Source organism: Dietzia sp. PP-33, from assembly GCF_033790845.1.
Classification (GTDB): Bacteria; Actinomycetota; Actinomycetes; order Mycobacteriales; family Mycobacteriaceae; genus Dietzia.
In genome coordinates, this window is sequence record NZ_JAMYEI010000015.1 from 17,037 (window position 1) to 31,398 (window position 14,362).

The following is a 14,362-nucleotide window of genomic DNA, read 5'->3' on the forward strand; positions in this document are numbered from 1 at the left end:
TCTTGGCACAGGAGTGGCAGTGGCCGCCCCGGTCGAGTGGCAGGACTGTACGGAGATGCTCGGGATCGAGGCCGAGTACGTCCCGGCCGGACTCGAGTGCGGGACCGTCGAGGTCCCGGTCGACTACTCCACGCCCGACGGCGCCAAGACCGAGGTCGCACTGACCCGGATCAAGGCCTCCTCGGGGCAGGCCCGGTCGGCCGTGTTCGGCAATCCCGGCGGACCCGGCAACTACGCGCTCAACTTCTGGAACCCCGCCGACGACGGCGCCGCCCCCGCCGGACTGTACGAGAACCACGATCTGGTGGCCGTGCAGCCGCGTGGGCTCTACGGCTCCAACCCGATGAACTGTGACGTCGCCTTTGTCGGCCCCACGACCGTCAACCCGCTGCACGACGCCTGCTACGGCACCGACCCGGCGTACATGGCCTCGTTCACCACCGAGAACGCGGCCCGCGACATGAACGCGGTCCGTGAATCCCTCGGGCTCGCCGAGATCGACTACGTGGGCGTGTCCTACGGCACCGCGATCGGCACCGACTTCGCGACACTGTTCCCCGAGAACACCGGCCGCATGGTTCTCGACTCCAACACCCACCCCGACTGGCGGTGGTCCGAGCAGGCCGAGCAGGGCGCGTTGGCCCAGGAGCGGCGTCTCAACGACATCTTCTCCTGGATCGCCGAGCGCGACGACTACTACGGCCTCGGCGACACCCCGAGGAAGGTGTTCCACTCCTGGAAGTGGGTCACCGATCAGGAGGTGGGGGGACCCGCCAACCTGACCCCGCCGCCGGCCGAGATCCGCGATCTGCCCGTCGAGCTGCGGGGCACCGCGCTCGAGCGGCCCGCGCTGGAGACCATCAACGGGACCGCGCCCGCCCTCGCCCGCGCCGAGGGACTCGGCCGCGCCCTGGCGCTGCAGGGTCTGACCAACAACGCCACCACGGGGCTGTACGACGCCACGGTCGGCGCGACCTACTCCGAGCAGGCGTGGCCGATGCTGGCGCACATGCTCAAGTACTACAACGACGGCGGCAACATCGCCCGCGTCGACCCCGCGACGGCCGCGCAGATCGTCGCCGCGCAGGAGAGCCGCTCCCCGGTATTCCGTACCGACATCGAGATGAACGCGATCATCACCTGCAACGAGACCGCCTCCCCGCCGGATCAGCTGGGCGTCATGGCGGCCAAGGCGGACCGGTACACGGGCGGCAACAAGCTCGCGACCCGCGCCGCGGCCGAAGCCGCCGGTGACGACTGCGTGGGCTGGGCCCCGGTCGCGCAGACCATCCAGCCGAACGGCGACCAGCTCGACGAGAAGCCGCTCGTGCTGCACTCGGAGGACGACGCCGTCACCCCGATCGCCGGTGCCCACCGAGTCGTCGAGGCCCTCGGCGGGGCGCTGGTCACCGTCGGCGGCGGCGATCACGGCACCTTCCGCTCCGGCAACGCGGCCGTCGACGCCGTGGTGATGGAGTTCCTCGAGTCCGGTGTCGCCACGCCGGGCCACATCGAGGGCAAGCCCTCCCCGGAGCCGCTGCCCCGGTGGGGCCAGGCCGAGCGGGCCGCCGCCGCGCAGCAGGGCATGTCCGCCCCCGTCGACGGCGCGGACGACTGGTACGGCACCCATCGCGGGGCCGGTACCGCCGCCGAGCCCGCGCCCGCAACGGGATCTGTGACCGGATCCGTGGCCCCGGCCGCGACCGCCCCCGCGACGGGGTCCGTGGCCCCGGCCGTGCCGGCGACCGCACCCGTGGCCGCCCCCGCCCCCGCGCCGGCCATCCCGGCGCCGGCCCCGCTGCCCACCCCGCAGGAGCTGCACCAGCAGGCCGAGAAGGCCCTGCACGACGTGGCAGGTCAGGTCGACTCCGCCGTCAAGGCGATGTTCGCCCCGCCCGCCCCGCCGCAGGCCTGACACCGCGAAGGGGTACTCGAGGGCAGTCTTTGAGACACTGGAGGGGTGACTCCGAGCGATGCCCTCCCGACCCCGTCCGGCCTGTCCGGCACCACCCGATCGGCCGAGCTCTTCGCCGAGGCCTGTGAGCTGATCCCCGGCGGGGTCAACTCCCCGGTCCGCGCCTTCAACTCCGTCGGCGGAACCCCGCGTTTCATGCGTGAAGCGCGGGGTTCCCGCATGACGGATGTCGACGGCAACACCTATATCGACCTGGTGTGTTCCTGGGGGCCGATGATTCACGGCCACGCTCACCCCGCGATCGTCGACGCCGTCCGGGAGACCGCCACCCGCGGCCTGAGCTTCGGCACCCCCACCGAGGGCGAGGTCGACCTGGCCCGCGAGATTATCTCGCGGACCTCCGTGGAGGAGGTGCGACTGGTCAACTCCGGCACCGAGGCCACCATGAGCGCGGTGCGCCTGGCCCGCGGATTCACCGGCCGCTCCAAGGTGGTCAAGTTCTCCGGCTGCTACCACGGCCACGTGGACGCACTGCTCGCCGACGCGGGATCGGGAGTGGCGACGTTCTCCCTGCCGGATTCGCCCGGGGTGACCGGCGCGTCCGCCCACGACACGATCGTGCTGCCGTACAACGACGTCGAGGCAGCCCGACTGGTATTCGCCAACCACGGCAGCGAGATCGCCTGCGTGATCACCGAGGCCGCCGCCGGCAACATGGGCACCGTCCCTCCGCTGCCCGGCTTCAACGAGGAACTGCGCACCCTGTGCTCCGCCAACGGTGCACTGCTGGTGATGGATGAGGTCATGACCGGCTTCCGGGCCGGCGATCGCGGCTGGTGGGGGATAGACGGCGTGGCCGGCGACCTGACCACCTTCGGCAAGGTCATGTCCGGCGGCCTGCCCGCCGCCGCGTTCGGTGGCCGCGCCGACGTGATGTCCGCGCTCGCCCCCGCCGGGCCGGTGTACCAGGCCGGCACGCTGTCGGGGAACCCCGTGGCGGTGGCGGCGGGTCTCGCCTCGCTGCAGTTGGCCGACCACTCCTGCTACTACACGCTGCAGACCAACGCGGACCGCCTCGAGGCGCTGCTGAGCAACGCCCTGCAGGCCGCGGGCGTGGCGAACACCATCCAGCGGGCCGGGACCATGCTCAGCGTGTTCTTCACCGACCAGCGGGTCACCGACTACGCCGGCGCCAAGGCCGCCGAGTCGTTCCGGTACGCCCCGTTCTTCAACACCCTGCTCGACCGGGGCATCTACGCTCCGCCGAGCGCCTTCGAGACCTGGTTCGTCTCCACCGCGCTCACCGATGACGACTTCCAGCACATCTCCGACGCCCTGCCGGTGGCCGCGGAGGCCGCTGCCGCCGCGTCCGACCCGGCTGCGATCCGATGAGCCGCTCCGGTCGAGGGCTGGGCGGTCGCGGGCTACGCGGACGGGGGCTGCGCGGGCGACTCGACGTGCCGTCGACGGGGCCGACCTCACTGCCCATCCCCCTTCGCGGGGAGCATCCCGAGCCCGCCGCGGCGCCGCCCTCGCTGGGCGGGTCCGCGGCCACCGCGCGCCCGGCAGAGGCCTCCGCACCGCGGGAGCAGGAGGGCGCCGAGGCGTACGGGGCCGAGCCGGGGACGATCTCCGCCCCGGGTGAGCCGGTCTCGTCGTCGTCGACTCCTCGCGATTCCTCGGCCCGCGGGACCGAGACGCAGACCATCGTTCATCTGGTCCGCCACGGCGAGGTCCACAATCCGGACGGCGTGCTCTACGGGCGGCTGCCGGGCTTCCGGCTCTCCGAGCTCGGGCGCAGCCAGGCCGAGACCGTCGCCCGGACCTTGGGGCAGGGGCACGACATCGTGTCGGTGGTGGCCTCGCCGCTGCAGCGCGCGCAGGAGACCGCCGCTCCACTGGCCGAGGTGCTGGGCCTGCCCGTGGGGATCGACGCCGACATCATCGAGGCCGACAACCGCTTCGAGGGAAACAAGGTCGGCGGCCGGGGTGGTGCACTGCGCAACCCGCAGTACTGGCCCATCCTGATCAACCCGATGCGGCCCTCGTGGGGAGAGCCGTACCTGCAGATCGCCCACCGGATGATCGGGGCCGTGTATTCCACCCTCGACGCCGCCCGCGGCCACGAGGCGGTCCTGGTGAGCCACCAGCTGCCCGTCTACACCACCCGCCGGTTCCTCGAGGGACGGCGACTGTGGCACGATCCCCGCTCGCGGCAGTGCTCGCTGGCCTCGGTCACTTCGCTGGTGTTCGAGGGAACGACCCTGCGCGACATCGTCTACTCCGAGCCGGCGGGTGCATCCGACCCGTCGCAGACGGGAGCCTGAACCATGCGACGCCCCAAGGCCGCCCTCGGAGCTCTGCTGCTGGCGGGCGCCCTCGTCACCGGCGGGTGCGCGACCGGGACCGACGCGGTGGTGGCGGGTCCCGAGACGTTCGAGTTCGTCAGCCCGGACGGCCAGATCGAGATCCACTACGACCCCCCTGCCGAGCGCAAGCCCGTCGCCACGATCGCCGGCCCTGACCTGCTGGACCCCGACCGCACGCTCAACGTGCAGGAGGACTTTGCCGGGCAGGTCGTGATCCTCAACCTCTGGGGCCAGTGGTGCGGGCCGTGCCGCGCCGAGTCCGATGATCTGCAGCGACTGCAGGAGGAGTTCGAGCCGCAGGGCGCCACCGTGTTCGGTATCAACCTCCGTGACCCCAACCGGCAGAAGCCCGTCGACTTCGTCGAGGACAACGGCATCACGTTTCCCTCGATCTGGGACCCGAGCAACGCCGCGGTCGCGGCCCTGCGCGGATTCCCGACCTCTGTGGTGCCGGCGACGATCATCCTGGACAAGCAGCACCGGGTGGCCGCCGTGTATCTGGCCGAGATCACCGACGAGGAGCTGAGTGACACCGTGTCCGCGATTCTGGCCGAGGAGGTCGATCCGGTGTGAGTCCGGACCTGATCCTGCTCGCGCAAGGCGTGGGCGAGACCTTCCAGCAGACCGTGGCCAGTGGCCCGATCCTGCTGGCCCTGGGTGCCTGCATCCTGGCGGGACTCGTGTCCTTCGCCTCGCCGTGTGTGATCCCCCTGGTACCCGGCTACCTGGCGTACCTGGCCAGCGTGGTGGGTGCCGACCGCCCGCCGGCGACCGTGGCCGCGGCCGAACGTCAGCAGGCCGCCACGGCGACCCTGACCCTCGAGGAGCGCCGCACCCGACGCGCGTCCCGCACCCGGGTGGTGATGGCGTCGCTGCTGTTCGTGGCCGGGTTCACCGTGGTCTTTGTGATGCTCAGCGCGATGGTGCTGGGCACCGTGCAGTACCTGGCGCCGCAACAGGAGCTGCTGCAGCGGCTCGGCGGTGTGGTGACGATCCTCATGGGGCTCGTCTTTATCGGCCTGGTGCCCACGCTGCAGCGGGATACGCGGATGCAGCCCAAGTCGCTCTCCACGTGGGTCGGCGCACCGATGCTCGGCGCGGTGTTCGCCCTGGGTTGGACGCCGTGCCTGGGACCCACGCTGGCCGCCGCGTTGTCGGTGGCCGCGGGCACGGGCGTCGACGCGGCCCGTGGCGTCCTGCTGATCGTCGCGTACTGCCTGGGCCTGGGGCTGCCGTTCGTGGTGGTGGCCTTCGGCTCCACCTGGGCGATGCGCACCGTCGGGTGGCTGCAGAAGCACACCCGCACCATCCAGATCTTCGGCGGCGTCATGCTGATCATCGTGGGCCTGATGCTGCTCTCCGGCGGATGGGCGCTGTTCATCGATTGGCTCCGCGACTTCGCGATCTCGGACACCACGCTTCCCATCTGAGCGCCCGCCCGACCGGGATGTATTCATGCCGCCTCATCACGCGCGTCGCCCACCGCTGTTCGGGCGCTGAGTGCGTGGTCGAGGTCGCGTAGGAGTGCGAAGGGTAGGACGGGTGCCTCGAGTGGGGTCGGTGGTGGTGGTTCGGGTGTGGGTGGTGGTGGGTTCTGGGCGCGGGGTGTGCCGGCTGGTGGGATCCATCTGACTCCTTGCGGGGCCCGCCGGTCGGGGACCGTCGACCATCCTGTGTCGTGGATCATGGCGTGGCAGTCGCCGCTGGCCAGGGCGAGTTCGTTGATGTTGGTCAGTCCGCCGGCGGACCAGGGTTTGCCTGCGTGGTGGGCTTGGCTGTGTCGGGCGTCTTGGTCGCAGTCGGGGTGGGTGCAGCCGCCGTAGGCGGCGAACAGTGCGAGGCGTTGGTAGCGGGAGGCGGTGCGGCGGCTGCGGTAGAGCTTGAGGTCCATCTCCTCATCGCACAGGGCCAGGAACCAGTGGTTTCCGCGGGCCATGGCCAGCGCCTGCGGCACGGGGACGCGGATCCCGCCGTCGCTCTGCCCGCACCCGGCGAGGGTGGTCAGCTGGTCCAGGTCCATACGGATGACGATCGCGGCCGGCGCCCCGGTCTTGCGGGCGTCGGCCGACAGGGCCAGCTGCAGGGCGTTCACGAGCGCGTCGTGCATGCGTTGGCCGTCGGTGCGGGTGTCTGTGGTGTCGGGGTCTGGCCACAGGCGGCCGGGTTGGCCCCAGCGGGCGTGGACCTCCCGCATCAGGGCTGCCAGTTGTGGGTCCATGGTCATGCTGGCGCGGGCCATCAGGTCCAGGCCCTGGCCGGTGCAGGTCACTGATCGGCGGCGGGCCCGGTCGTCGGCTCCGCGCTCGGTGCGCCCGGGATCCAGGGCATCGAGGAGTCGGTGCGCGTGGTCCTGCAACTGGCGGGTGGTGGCCTGGTCGGCGACGGCGAGCAACTGTTGCTCCAGGCGGTCGCGGACCTCGTCGTCACACTCATCGGGGAGTGCGGCCAGCGCCGTGCTGATGATCCGTAGGTGTCCGGCCGAGATGGTGCCTTTCCCGCTGGCGCGCATGCGTGCGGAGTCGGCGATCCCGGCGTCGTCGAGCCGGCCGCGCGCGTCCCCGGGGGCCAGGCCCATCCCGCCGGTGAGCATCTGCCGGTCGTTGACGAACCCCATCTGGCGGGCGGTGCCGGTCTGACGGGCTGCGGCCATGACGCGGGCCTGGGTGGCGCGGATCCGGCGTTGGGCCTGCTCGAGCGCCACCAGTTCGGCGTGCACCTGCCCGGGCGAGGCGTCGGTCCAGTCACGCTGCAGGTGCCGATCGAGCGCGGCCAGGACAGCGCTCAACTCCTCACCCGCCGCCGCGGCCGCACTCCCTGTCTCGCTCATGTGTTCGATTAGATCACCCGGGTACGACACGACCCGTCGACGCAGTCCAGAACCGTTCGAACGCAACTATTCTGGAGCTGAACGTCGAACCGAACCTGCGCCGGCTCGACGCGTCAGGGTTGGATCGGCAGACGAGTAGTCGCGGCGGCGAGGGGCGGGTCGGATAGCTCACCCCACCAAACCCAGAGCCTCACCCAAGCGGAGGACGAGCGCGTAGCAGAGGAATCCGACCAAGAGGATGATGCACCAATAGATCGTGTGCCGGCCGAAGTGATCCTCACGCCAGTTCGCGATCAGTAGCCGCTTGAATTCCGCCCACCGCGAAAACGGCACCTCGTCGTCGCTGATCGGATCGTGCTCGTTCGTTGTCATGAGTTTTCGCCCTCGTCTGCGTTGTCGTGTGAATCTCCGCGCATTACCGTTTCCGGGATGTCTCGTGCATGGCGAATCCTCCGCCCACAGGGCCAGCGGAGCGGCCGAGCGTTCGCATAAATCCGGCGCTGAGTCTCGCCGCTTCGCCGCCACCTTAGGGAGGGTGGGACGGATTGCTCACCCCACCAGGCCCCTCACCCCACCAGGCCCAGAGCCTCACCCAAGCGGACGATGAGCGCGTAGCAGAGAAATCCGACCCAGACGACGATGCACCAATAGATCGTGTGCCGGCTGAAGTCGTCGCGCCGCCAACTTGTGTGCAGGCGCTCTTTGAAGTCTTCCCACCGCGAGTAGGGCACCTCGTCGTCGCTGGTCGGATCGTGCTCGTTCGTTGTCATCAATTCCCGCCCTCGACTGCATTGTCGTCTGACTCTCCGCGAATCACCGCGTCGTAAGCTCGGTCAGCGGCCTCTTCCCCAAGCCACGCGCCTACTCCCGCTCCGATGCCGGCTCCGACGAACGTGCCGACTGGTCCGAGGAACGATCCCGCAGCTGCTCCTGCCATGGCCCCGCCGCCCATTCCTCCGCCTAAAGCCCCGGTGGTCTCGAGAAACGCTTCCCCGGCGGTGGTCTCCCCGTTTGTGTATCCCTCGATTCCCTCGTACACCGTGATCCCCCCACCCGCAGGGCCGGCGAACCGGCCGAGTCTCCGCAGAAAGCCGGCGCTGAGGCGCCCCTTGTCTTCGGACATCGGGTTGAGCTTGTGTCTGCCCCGTGTGTTTGGATCGTGCTCGTCCGCCAGATTCGGCGCCCCTTCTTTGATGCCCCCAGAAATCACAGTGGCGGCGGTACTCATCACCACCGCATCCGGCCCCGGAATCGGTTCCCTGTCGACCCCCGGCGGGATGGCGTGATGCAACAATTCGGCGATGGAGTCGATCTCGCGGCCGTAGTGCTGATCCAATGACGCAACGGTGTCCAGGGCCTGTCCCAGCGCTTCCACGTGGCCGTCGACGATGTCCTGGGTGATCTCGTCGCGGCCGGGGGCGGGGCCGACCGAGTCCTCGCCCACCACGAGCCCTGCGGCCTCGGCGTCGGCGATCCGGTCGCGGACAGCCTGTACTGCGGGTCCGAGGGCGGACGCGGCCCGGGAGAGAATGTCTTTGAGATCGTCGAGACCGGCTGCGAGCCTGCTGACGTGGAGTTTCTCTCCCTCGGCCGCATCCAGGACCGCATCGGCGGCGACGCCTTCCCACCCCTCGGTGAGGCTGAGGCGCCCCGCGGATAGGGCCTCGATCGACTTCTCGGCAGTGGCCTGACGGTCGGAGATCGCCACCGTCGCTGTCATCACCCCATCGGTGTCCCACCGACGCACCGCCCCCGCCGAATAACTCACCCGGATCCCCCTCGCGCCTTTTCTGCCGTCACCAGTTACGACGGGGCTCACTGCCAACCGGTTCCATCGGGCTACGGATTTCATTCCCGTTCCGCCACGAGCGCGGTGGAACCATCCGGCGAGTCGGGACGTCATACAGATCGTGGGGACATTAAGAGGAGTAGCCGCCGCGCTCGCGGCGTGCGTGGTGCTATCCGGATGTGTCGCGGGTCAGGCGGACGACCAGGCGACGACGACGAGCCCAACCACCGCTGAGGCGCCGAGCAATCCCTGGGATCTGCCGATCGAGCAGCGCCCAGCCCTGTTCGACCCGTGCGCGGAAATCCCGGTCGAAGCAGTGGAGCAGGGGGTAGGCGGGCCGGTTGAGCCTGTGGACGAATACACCAGGCATCAGCCGGGAGGATTGATGGTCTGCGGCTGGTCAACCGATGAAGTCGACCTAAGCGTCCTGGCCACGTGGAAGTCCCGCGATGACTATCTGAACGACGACATGTTCAAGGTTCAGGATCTGAGCTACGAAGTCATGGACAGGCCAGGGCTTCGAGTGGGCGAATCGGACGATTACACGAAAAAGACATGCATCCAAATCTTCTTCACTGCGCGAGGGACTATCTGGACCAAACTCGATCTATTCGGGGCGTTCCACGAATTCAAGGGCGAGCGATTCGCTGATCCTTGCGAATCCTTGGATGAAGCAATGGTGCCCATAATGGCGAGCTTTCCAGAGGGAGACTTCCGGTGACCGTTCATCTTGAACTTGATGCTGCGGAATCATGCGTCCGAGCATGCCAACTGTTTTCTCGCGAGGTTGGGAGGCTTGCCAATTCGGGAGCGTTCGACAGCCAGAACTCGACCCCCGGCGCCTTCGACACCGCCCGCCAGATCAGCACGGTGTATTCGCTGTTCGTGGGGGAGGATCTCCGCACACTCCTGAATGGCTACGTCGATCAAGCCAAGGCCATGTCCATGCTCTTCGCTGCTGCTGGCGGGTTGATCGAGGCTCAGGACGAGGCGGTGGCTGCCGCATTGGGGAAGGCGGCGCAGGAACCTGCCGGGCTGCAGAGCCTGGGGCTAATGGGTTCGCTCGGTTCCACGATCTCGATGCTCGATGCCGCCGAGGGGCTGAGCGCGACCCGCGGGTACGACCGGGTGGGACCCGAGGAGGTATCGGGCGCTCCGCTGGCGAGGATGGTGTCCGGAGCACAAGCCTTGGATCCGGCACAGTTCGAGCAGATTCGCCATCGCCTCAGCACTGTCGCAACGAGTTTGGGAACCGCGGCCGGCGATCTCAAGAGCGGCCTCGGAGCCGCGCTGGGCAGCCAGTGGCAGGGTGAGTTCGCCGCTCAGGCCAGTACCTCGGTGGGCTCGTTCACCGAATCAGTGGACAAGCTGGCCACTGCGCTCGAAGAAGTCGTCACCAAGGCGAGTACAGCCGAGGACGGATTCCGCACCACGAAGACTCGGATCGGCGAGGAGTCCCTCTCGCTCCAGGCTGCTCAGGCGAATACCCCGGGCTTCGGCTACGTCCACGGCCCGCCGACACCCGAGTCCGCCGCCGCTATGGAGGCAGCCCAAGACGCCGCCGAGGAGCAGGCGCGCTCGATAGTCAACACCGTCTACAGCCCCGCCGTGATGGACTCCAACCTCGCCGACCTCGACATCCCCAACCCATACCGGGTGGTGTCGACCTCGGCACTCGCAGGCGCGAGCGGACTTGACTTGATGTCGGCATGGAACGTGGACGGGGTGGTTCGGCCCGCCGGTCCGGCCGCGCCGGGCGAAGCCGCGCTCGCCGCCGCCGGAGGCATGGGTGCCCCGGCAGGGGCCGGTGCGGTCGGCGGGGGTGAGGGAACGGGAGCGACGACGACGAGCCTGCCCACCACCCCTACGGACGCAGCTACAGAGCAGGCGCTTCTGGCCTCGCGGGCCAGCGCGGCCGAAGGCGGGGGAGCGGCCACGGGAACCGCCGGACAGGCGGGCGCGGGCGGTGCTTCTGCACTCGGCGCAGGCAGCCCGGGGGCAGGCGGAGTCAACGCCTCGACCCATGCGGCGGCCACGCCGTTCGCGCCGGTCGCGGGCGCCAACGGCCAACCTGTAGGCGCGGGCGGGGGCGCGGCCGGGGCGCGGGGTATCCGCAACGGCTCCACCCAGAGGGACCGCGGATTCGGGCCCGCTGCCGGAATGCTCGGGGGCGGTGCCGTCGCCGCGGGAGGCGGGGGCGCCGGAGCTGCCCGGATGGGCGGCGCCGGGACACTCGCAGGCCTGGGCGGGTTGGGCGGACCGGGTGCAGGCGGGCCGGGTGCAGGTGCACCGGGAGCAGGCGCGCTGGGCCCAGGCGGCACACCGGCGGCCCCGGGTGCAGGGGGAGCATCGGCTGGCACAGGATCGGCGGGATCTCCGGCGGGGGCGCTCTCGTCGTCGTCGTCAACTGGCGGTGCCCAGGCCGGACGTGCGGGGATGATGCCGATGGGCATGATGGGCGCGGCAGGCGCCGGACAGAACGAGGGCCGCCGCGGGCACACTCCGGCCGGATACCTGACCAACGCGACCAACGCCTCCGAGATCATCGGGGAACCCGTCAAGGTGGCGCCCGCGGTTCTGGGACGGGCGCCCCGGCCGGATGACGCGGCAGGAGATGTCCCACCCGAGAAGAACCCGGACGAAGGCAGGGCCTACCAGGGCCGGGTCATCGGGCGGCGAGCAGCCGAGACATAGCGGCGCCGTCCCAAGTCTGACGGCCCCGCCGGCCCCGTCCGGTCCCACCCCGGTGAGAGCCCCGCAGCGTCCGGCGACGCCACCCGCCTCACCGCGTGGACGGCGCGAGGTGAGCGACCGGTTACGGTCTCGCGTTTCGCGGTAACGACCACGTCACAAAGGGCGTCCACACTCAGGTGAGCACGGACCCACCGCACAGCTGGAGGCAACGAAGTGTCCTACGTACAACCACAGGACTTCACCCGCGCGATGATCGACGCCGGGGCGAAGAAGATCCGCATGTCGACTCGAGACACTCTCATCCGCGCCTTCATGGCGGGGGCGATCCTGGCCCTGGCCGCCGCGTTCGCCGTCACCGTCACCGTCCAGACCGGGAGCGCGCTTCTCGGGGCCGTGCTGTTCCCCGTCGGGTTCATCCTGCTGTACCTGCTCGGCTTCGACCTGCTGACCGGCGTGTTCACACTCGTGCCGCTGGCGCTGCTCGACAAGCGGGAAGGGGCCACGGTCCGGGGAATGCTGCGCAACTGGGGCCTGGTCTTCCTCGGCAACTTCGCCGGCGCCCTCACCGTGGCGTTCATCATGGCGTTCATCGCCACCTACGGCTTCAACGTCACCCCGGACGACGTCGGCCAGCGGCTCGGCGAGATCGGCGAGGCCCGCACCCTCGGGTACGCCGAACACGGGGCGGCCGGAATGCTGACCCTGTTCTTCCGCGGCGTGCTGTGCAACTGGATGGTCTCCACCGGCGTGGTCGCGGCGATGATGTCCACGAGCGTGACCGGCAAGGCCCTCACCATGTGGATGCCCGTGATGCTGTTCTTCTACATGGGCTTTGAGCACTCGGTGGTCAACATGTTCCTGTTCCCGACCGGACTGATGCTCGGCGGCGACTTCTCGCTGGGCGACTACCTGGTGTGGAACGAGATCCCGACCGTCATCGGCAACCTCGTCGGCGGACTGTGCTTCGTGGGCCTGACCCTGTACGTCACCCACGCCCGCACCAAGGCACAGCGGCCGCTGCCCGAGGACCCGGCCGAGGCCGAGGACAAGCGCGAGCCCGCCACCGTCTGAGCCCGAGCCCGAGCCCGAGCCTGAGCCCCGAGCCCGCGCCCGGCCCGTCACACGAGCATCACCCGAAGGGAACCTCGATGACCCCCATCATGTCCAAGCGCGACGCCGCCGCGCACGTCGACTCCGCCCGTATCCGCCAGGGCCGCACCTGGGCAGAACTGGCCGAGCACCTCGGCGCACCGCTGGTGTGGACCACCGCGGCCCTGCTCGGCCAACACCCGATGACAGTCGAGCAGGCGCGGTCGGTGTGCGACCTCCTGGGCCTGGACGACGCCGTGGCGGAGAGCCTCGCGCTGCAACCCAGCCGTGGCACACCTCCCGAGGTGATGGCGGACCCCACGATCTACCGGTTCACCGAGGCGCTGTCGGTGTACGGGCCCGCGCTCAAGGCACTCATCCACGAGGAGTTCGGTGACGGGATCATGAGCGCGATCAACTTCACCGTCGACTTCGCGAGGCGCGAGGATCCCGACGGCGACCGGGTCGTGATCACGCTGGACGGCAAGTTCCTCGACTACCGCTGGTGACGGCCGGCGGCCGACGGCGGCGGCCCGGCACGACGCCGGGCGGCCGCCGAGGAGCCCCGGCCGAGGAACCCCGGCCCGCTACCTCGCGAACCTGCCGGCGAACGATCGGAGCGGAAGATCGGCGCTGGTGACGACCCCGGCGGGTGCGGCGATGACCGACCTGATGGAGTTCAGCGCGGGCAGTCCGGTCACCGTCATGCCGATGGACGCGAAGTCCTCGGGATCGGAGAGGTCGACGCCGGGGGCGGGGAAGATCATGTGCTTGTTGTAGATCTGCGGGTCGCCCTTGATCATCGTGATGTAGCAGCCCTTGATGTCCCACCTGGGCTCGGTGAGCGGGGTCATCTGCCACTCGAGGTGCGTCTCGATCCGCGAGACCCCGTCGACCATCCCCAGGTACTTGATGTAGCTGCCGCCGAGGGATCCGGCAGGGAGCTGGTACCAGCCCAGGTCCACGTCCTCGGTGCAGGCTCCCAACTGGCAGTCGAACACCGCCTCGTCCAGCTCCAGGTCGAACGCGTCGGCCATCATGTAGACCGAGTCGGCGAACACCTCGGTGTACTTGCGCAGCATCCCCGGCAGCTCCGGGTCGTCGACGGGCCGGCCGTAGCCGACCTCTTTCCAGGTGTCGGCGGAGTGGTGGCAGGAGACGTCCACGGACTCGATCGTCGTGACGTTCTCGATGTCGGCCACGTCGGCCGAGGCGACGAGGCCGAGGATCTGGTTGAGCCCCGGGTTCATGCCCGTGCCGTAGAAGGTCGCGCCACCGGATACGGCGGCCTCGTCCAGGATCTCCCGCCACGAGCGGCCGGACGGGTGCGGATGGTTGAGGTCGCGGTGGTGGCCGGTGATCCAGTCGGCGGTGGTGACGACGTTGATACCGGCCTCGAGGACCTGCAGGTAGAGCTCCTCGTCCGGGAAGACACCGTGGAAGGTGACCACGTCCGGCCGGGCCGCGATGATCTCCTCGACGGTGCCGGTCGCGAGGATCCCGATCGGTGCGATCCCGGCGAGCTCGCCCACGTCCCGGCCGACCTTCGCGGGCGTGTAGCAGTGGACGCCCACGAGTTCGAGGTCCGGGTGCGTGCCGATGCGTCTGATCATCTCGCTGCCGACGTTGCCGGTGGCGACCTGGAACACGCGGGCGGGCTCACTGGTTCTGCTGGTCAT

14 protein-coding genes are annotated in these 14,362 nt (G+C 69.6%); 9 read left to right on the plus strand and 5 right to left on the minus strand.

Annotated elements, in window-relative coordinates; all coding sequences use genetic code 11:
* The first annotated feature begins 19 nt into the window (after nucleotides 1-19).
* From NJE57_RS18555 to NJE57_RS18575, 5 genes are all read left to right on the plus strand, one after another.
* Entirely contained in the window at nucleotides 20-1,915 is a 1,896-nt protein-coding gene (locus NJE57_RS18555; protein ID WP_319029995.1) for an alpha/beta fold hydrolase, read from the plus strand.
* Nucleotides 1,916-1,996: 81 nt separating this feature from the next.
* Nucleotides 1,997-3,307, plus strand: coding sequence for a glutamate-1-semialdehyde 2,1-aminomutase (gene hemL / locus NJE57_RS18560; protein ID WP_319030040.1), 1,311 nt, complete (start codon nucleotides 1,997-1,999; stop codon nucleotides 3,305-3,307).
* 314 nt (nucleotides 3,308-3,621) lie between these two features.
* Complete coding sequence (locus NJE57_RS18565) at nucleotides 3,622-4,242, plus strand: histidine phosphatase family protein (RefSeq protein ID WP_319030041.1); 621 nt, start codon at nucleotides 3,622-3,624, stop codon at nucleotides 4,240-4,242.
* A gap of 3 nt (nucleotides 4,243-4,245) precedes the next feature.
* Nucleotides 4,246-4,857 carry a TlpA disulfide reductase family protein gene (locus tag NJE57_RS18570; protein ID WP_319029996.1) on the plus strand — a complete coding sequence of 204 codons (612 nt, stop codon included), beginning with the start codon at nucleotides 4,246-4,248 and terminating at the stop codon, nucleotides 4,855-4,857.
* On the plus strand, nucleotides 4,854-5,714 hold the full coding sequence (locus NJE57_RS18575; RefSeq protein ID WP_319029997.1) for a cytochrome c biogenesis CcdA family protein: 861 nt from the start codon (nucleotides 4,854-4,856) through the stop codon (nucleotides 5,712-5,714). Before NJE57_RS18570 ends, NJE57_RS18575 begins: the two co-directional genes overlap by 4 nt.
* 23 nt (nucleotides 5,715-5,737) lie before the next feature.
* Here the strand turns inward: NJE57_RS18575 and NJE57_RS18580 are convergent, their stop codons facing one another.
* The 4 genes from NJE57_RS18580 to NJE57_RS18595 form a co-directional block, all read right to left on the minus strand.
* Nucleotides 5,738-7,111, minus strand: coding sequence for an HNH endonuclease signature motif containing protein (locus NJE57_RS18580; protein ID WP_319029998.1), 1,374 nt, complete (start codon nucleotides 7,109-7,111; stop codon nucleotides 5,738-5,740).
* Between the two features lie 168 nt (nucleotides 7,112-7,279).
* Complete coding sequence (locus NJE57_RS18585; protein WP_319029999.1) at nucleotides 7,280-7,483, minus strand: hypothetical protein; 204 nt, start codon at nucleotides 7,481-7,483, stop codon at nucleotides 7,280-7,282.
* Between the two features lie 194 nt (nucleotides 7,484-7,677).
* Entirely contained in the window at nucleotides 7,678-7,881 is a 204-nt protein-coding gene (locus NJE57_RS18590; protein ID WP_319030000.1) for a hypothetical protein, read from the minus strand.
* Entirely contained in the window at nucleotides 7,881-8,819 is a 939-nt protein-coding gene (locus NJE57_RS18595) for a hypothetical protein (RefSeq protein WP_319030001.1), read from the minus strand. Before NJE57_RS18595 ends, NJE57_RS18590 begins: the two co-directional genes overlap by 1 nt.
* A 244-nt stretch (nucleotides 8,820-9,063) precedes the next feature.
* Between NJE57_RS18595 and NJE57_RS18600 the strand changes: the two genes are divergently transcribed.
* The 4 genes from NJE57_RS18600 (at nucleotide 9,064) to cynS (ending at nucleotide 13,192) form a co-directional block, all read left to right on the plus strand.
* The gene (locus NJE57_RS18600; RefSeq protein WP_319030002.1) at nucleotides 9,064-9,621 is read left to right on the plus strand and encodes a DUF3558 family protein; all 558 of its coding nucleotides are present in this window, start codon (nucleotides 9,064-9,066) and stop codon (nucleotides 9,619-9,621) included.
* Between the two features lie 149 nt (nucleotides 9,622-9,770).
* Nucleotides 9,771-11,594, plus strand: coding sequence for a WXG100 family type VII secretion target (locus NJE57_RS18605; RefSeq protein WP_319030003.1), 1,824 nt, complete (start codon nucleotides 9,771-9,773; stop codon nucleotides 11,592-11,594).
* 213 nt (nucleotides 11,595-11,807) lie between these two features.
* A complete protein-coding gene (locus NJE57_RS18610) occupies nucleotides 11,808-12,665 on the plus strand; it encodes a formate/nitrite transporter family protein (protein WP_319030004.1) in 858 nt (285 codons plus the stop codon).
* Between the two features lie 77 nt (nucleotides 12,666-12,742).
* On the plus strand, nucleotides 12,743-13,192 hold the full coding sequence (gene cynS, locus NJE57_RS18615) for a cyanase (RefSeq protein WP_319030005.1): 450 nt from the start codon (nucleotides 12,743-12,745) through the stop codon (nucleotides 13,190-13,192).
* Nucleotides 13,193-13,270: 78 nt separating this feature from the next.
* On the opposite strand, the gene NJE57_RS18620 is transcribed toward cynS, so the two are convergent.
* On the minus strand, nucleotides 13,271-14,362 hold the full coding sequence (locus NJE57_RS18620; RefSeq protein ID WP_319030006.1) for a dihydrodipicolinate reductase: 1,092 nt from the start codon (nucleotides 14,360-14,362) through the stop codon (nucleotides 13,271-13,273).